Annotated in this window: 3 protein-coding genes; all 3 read left to right on the forward strand. The window is 62.2% G+C overall.

The window, feature by feature from the left end; genetic code table 11:
* Window positions 1-121: 121 nt before the first annotated feature.
* The 3 genes from BHD06_RS22410 to BHD06_RS22420 all read left to right on the forward strand — a co-directional run bounded on the left by BHD06_RS22410 (window position 122) and on the right by BHD06_RS22420 (window position 3,755).
* On the forward strand, window positions 122-1,768 hold the full coding sequence (locus BHD06_RS22410) for a Mu transposase C-terminal domain-containing protein (RefSeq protein ID WP_080459159.1): 1,647 nt from the start codon (window positions 122-124) through the stop codon (window positions 1,766-1,768).
* Window positions 1,768-2,697, forward strand: coding sequence for a TniB family NTP-binding protein (locus BHD06_RS22415; protein WP_254892577.1), 930 nt, complete (start codon window positions 1,768-1,770; stop codon window positions 2,695-2,697). The genes BHD06_RS22410 and BHD06_RS22415 overlap by 1 nt, the downstream gene beginning before the upstream one ends.
* 62 nt (window positions 2,698-2,759) lie before the next feature.
* Window positions 2,760-3,755: a TniQ family protein gene (locus tag BHD06_RS22420; RefSeq protein WP_254892578.1), complete on the forward strand. Its 996-nt coding sequence runs from the start codon at window positions 2,760-2,762 to the stop codon at window positions 3,753-3,755.
* The last annotated feature ends 35 nt before the right edge of the window (window positions 3,756-3,790 follow it).

Genomic DNA, 3,790 nt, shown 5'->3' on the forward strand with positions numbered 1-3,790 from the left:
CTGTCGTTCTTGTTTTATCATTGGACTCTAAGTCATTGACTCTGGGCGGTTCATGTTCATGGTTCATTTGTGGATTCTAGGTGAATCGTTGGACTTTTGATACTGTTTTGTGGTTTTTGCCATGGTGGACCGATCAGACATCAACGCCGTAGACGATGCGGCATGGGAACAGGCGGTTGCGCGTGAGGCTGTGGTCCGCCGCCTCGCAGAACAACCCCGCATCGCCCGCGCCGAATTTCTCAAAGCGTGCCGTGAACTTGGGGTCAAGAGATCCCGGCTGTACCAGCTGATCCAGGCCTACAAGGCGCGCCCTCTCACCAGCTCGCTTTTGGCGTCCGGCGCGGGAGCGCGGGCCGGAGGCCGTCGTTTGCCGGAAGAGGTCGAGGCGGTGATCGCGGAGGCGATTGAAGAGTTCTTCAAGTCGCCGCAGAAGCCGAGCATTAACGCATTGCAAAAGGAGGTGCGCAGGCGCTGCCGACAGCGCGGCTTGCGCGTTCCGTGCTGGACGACGCTGCGCGACCGGGTGGCGGCGATGGACCCGGCCGAACTGATGGCCGCGCGGGAAGGGGCAAAGGTATCGCGCCAACTCCATCGTCCGGTGCCCGGCAGTTATCAGGTCAATCGTGCTTACGAGGTGGTTCAGATCGACCACACGCTGGTCGATGTCATCGTGGTGGATCGCGCACATCGAAAGCCGTTGCAACGGCCATGGGTGACCTTGGCCATAGATATCGCCAGCCGTATGGTTGCGGGGTTCTACCTGACACTGGAACCGCCTTCTGCCTTGTCTGTCTCATTGGCCATTCAGAATTTGGTCCAGACGAAACAGGATTGGCTGGACGGTTTGGGTATCGACGCGAGTTGGCCTGCGTCGGGGCTGCCCGAGACCATCCATGTCGATAATGCCAAGGAATTCCGTTCCAAGGCGATGAAGCGGGGTGCCGAGGAACATGGGATATCTCTTCAATATCGACCGATTGGCGCGCCACATTATGGCGGTCATATCGAGCGGCTGATCGGCACGATGATGGGCGCCGTGCATCTGCTGCCCGGATCGACCTTCAGCAGCATCAAGGATCGCGGCGATTACGATTCAGTTGCGAATTCCGCGATGACGCTCGACGAATTGGAACGGTGGCTGGCGCTCGAAATCACCCGCTACCACGCTGAGCGGCATAGATCCCTTGGCATTCCGCCGCTTGCGGCCTGGCACGATGCCCTTGGGCGGCGCGACACTTCCCTACGCCAGCCCTATGATCCGGGCGGGTTCTGGATCGATTTTCTCCCCAGCGAACAACGCGTGATACGTCGCGACGGCATCCATCTCTTCGGTTTGCGTTACTGGGACGATATCCTGAGCCTCTGGGCGGGCCGGCAGGACCGGCAATTGCGGGTCTCCTATGATCCACGTGATCTCTCGACGGTCTTCGTGCGCAGCCCCGAGGGCCAGCGATACCCTGTACGGTTTGCCGATCTCCGGCATCCGCCGATCACACTGGCCGAGCATCGCCGCGCGCAGGCGCTTCTGCGGGAGCGCGGACGATCTTTGGAGGACGAAGATCTGATATTTCAGGTTATTGAGGAACAACGGGCCCTGGTCGATGCCGCGTCGGGCAAGACGCGGGAGGCTCGGCGGTCCGCCGAACGTCGCGACCGGGCGCTTGATGGTGCCGGAAAGTATGAGATCGAAGAAGTAGCCTCGGAACCCGAGAAAAGCGAGAATGCGCTCAAGAACCACCCGGGTTTCGAAGTGGAGGAATGGTCGTGATGGATGACTGTGAATTCGCGCATCTCGACCCGGCCTATCGGCGCTTTGCGAACCTGCCGGATGAGGAGCGCATCGCCTGGATCAGGGCCGACCGCTGGATCGGTTTCGACCAGGCCGGTGCAGCACTTGCGCGGCTGGAGAACCTGCTGACCTACCCGCCGCGCGACCGGATGCCCTGCCTGCTGATCTACGGCGATACCGGCATGGGCAAGACCAAGATCGTGCGCAAGTTCGAACGCGATCACCCGCCTACGTTCTGCCAGGTGACCGGGGTCGATCATCGTCCCGTGGTCGTCGCGCAGGTGCCCTCCGAGCCGATCGAGCGCGATCTCTACCGCGAATTGCTGGCCAGCATGGGTGCACCGGCAATGGCCGGCGGCACGCTCGCCCGCGAAAAGGACGTTTGCCGGTCGCTCCTGCGTACCGTGGGCGCGAAGATGATCATCCTCGACGAGGTGAATGGCATGCTGGCCGGCACCTTCCGGCAGCAGCGTATCTTTCTCAATGCGATAAGGTTTTTGGCCAATGATCTGCGGATCCCGCTGGTCTGCGCAGGAACAGATCTGGCCCGTCAGGCCCTGCTGACCGATGCGCAACTGGCTGAGCGGTTCGAGGCGTTCCATCTGAAACCCTGGCAGAACGATGCCGGTTTTACCGGGCTTCTGAAAAGCTTCGAGCGCATCCTTCCACTGCACGCGCCCTCCGATCTGATGAGCCCGGAGGCCAGGTCCCGGATCCACAAGCTTACCTCAGGTGTGACGGCGCGGATATTCCGCCTGATCGAGACCGCAGCGGAAGACGCAATCCGGACGGGCAAGGAACGCCTCGATGCGGAGAGCTTCGGCGACGACCTGGTGTTGCCGCTGGTTTCGATGACCGAGACCGCGCACCGCCGCCGGAAACGTGCGCCGCAACCAGTTGGAGCATGACGGCACCGCTGCGGTTGCCGGTTGCGCTGCGCCCCATCCGAGACGAGTTACTCTCTTCCTGGATGGGCCGGGTTTCCGCTCGTTACGGTCTGGAAACTCCGGCTATGACCGCCTGGCTGGTGGGGCAGGGGAGGGGAATGCGGTCGCATAACCTGGTCGACGACATCGCCCCCGAGCCAGAGCTGCTCAGGCTCTGGGCGCGGGCCTGCCGGGTCGATCCCGCGCGTCTCATGCGACTTTCTCTGACGTCCCGATTTTCAGATCGTCCACCGACTTGGTTTCTGGAGAGGCCAAGGGTGCCGGTCTGCCTTGCCTGTTTCGATGCGGATTGCTCATCCGGCCGCGACAGCTACCTGCGGTGGGACTGGAAGCTGGCGGACCACGTCGCCTGCCCAACCCATGGCGAGATGCTGTGCGATCGCTGCCCCGCCTGCAGCAGCCAGCTACAGGTGTCCTTCCGGTTCCGAGGCGACCTGCTGCGCTCGTTCTGCCGCAAATGCGATACTCTGCTCACCGGCAGGGGAGGGGAGAGATTACGTCCGGCAGACGCCGGTTTCGTCGAAGGTGTTCTCGATCTTCAGCGTAAGGCGCAAGGGATTGTCCGGGGCGAGTCCGACCGTCGTGCGCGCCTCGAGCAGACGATCCGGGCCCTGTGGGCGCCGCTCGACCGGATGGATGCGGCCCGGCCAGTTCTGGCGCTCTGGTTCGATCAGCCAGGATGGAATTGCCCCTTTGAGGCGCGCGGGGCTGTGAGCACGGATGCGCCGCTCCAGCACTTGCCGGTGCGTTGGCGCGCCCTGACCCTGGTCATTCTCGGCGACCTGTTCGGTGCGGAGCTGGTTTTCGACGCCGAGATGCCCGAGACGGCACGGAGTCTTTTCAGCCGGGCCGCACCCTTGCTTCCGCGCCGTCAGCGTGGGCCGTCAGCAATCGGCAAGGGAAAGCCCCCTATTGACGGCGTCCTGGTAAGAGTCCAGAGTTTGAGCAAGAGCCCAGTCCACCGGTTAAGTGGAAACTTCCTCGACGAGAGGGCCGATTTCAGTCGAATCCACCCATGAAACTAAAACGACAGCAACATGTCGCGAACCCTATC

It is taken from the genome of Roseovarius sp. A-2 (genome assembly GCF_002072155.1).
Taxonomy (GTDB): Bacteria; Pseudomonadota; Alphaproteobacteria; order Rhodobacterales; family Rhodobacteraceae; genus Roseovarius.

Excerpts from the sequence above, each read along its gene's own strand:
- BHD06_RS22410 (WP_080459159.1), top strand. The coding sequence starts at position 122 with ATGGTGGACCGATCAGACATCAACGCCGTAGACGATGCGGCATGGGAA.
- BHD06_RS22415 (WP_254892577.1), top strand. The coding sequence starts at position 1,768 with ATGGATGACTGTGAATTCGCGCATCTCGACCCGGCCTATCGGCGCTTT.
- BHD06_RS22420 (WP_254892578.1), top strand. The coding sequence starts at position 2,760 with ATGGGCCGGGTTTCCGCTCGTTACGGTCTGGAAACTCCGGCTATGACC.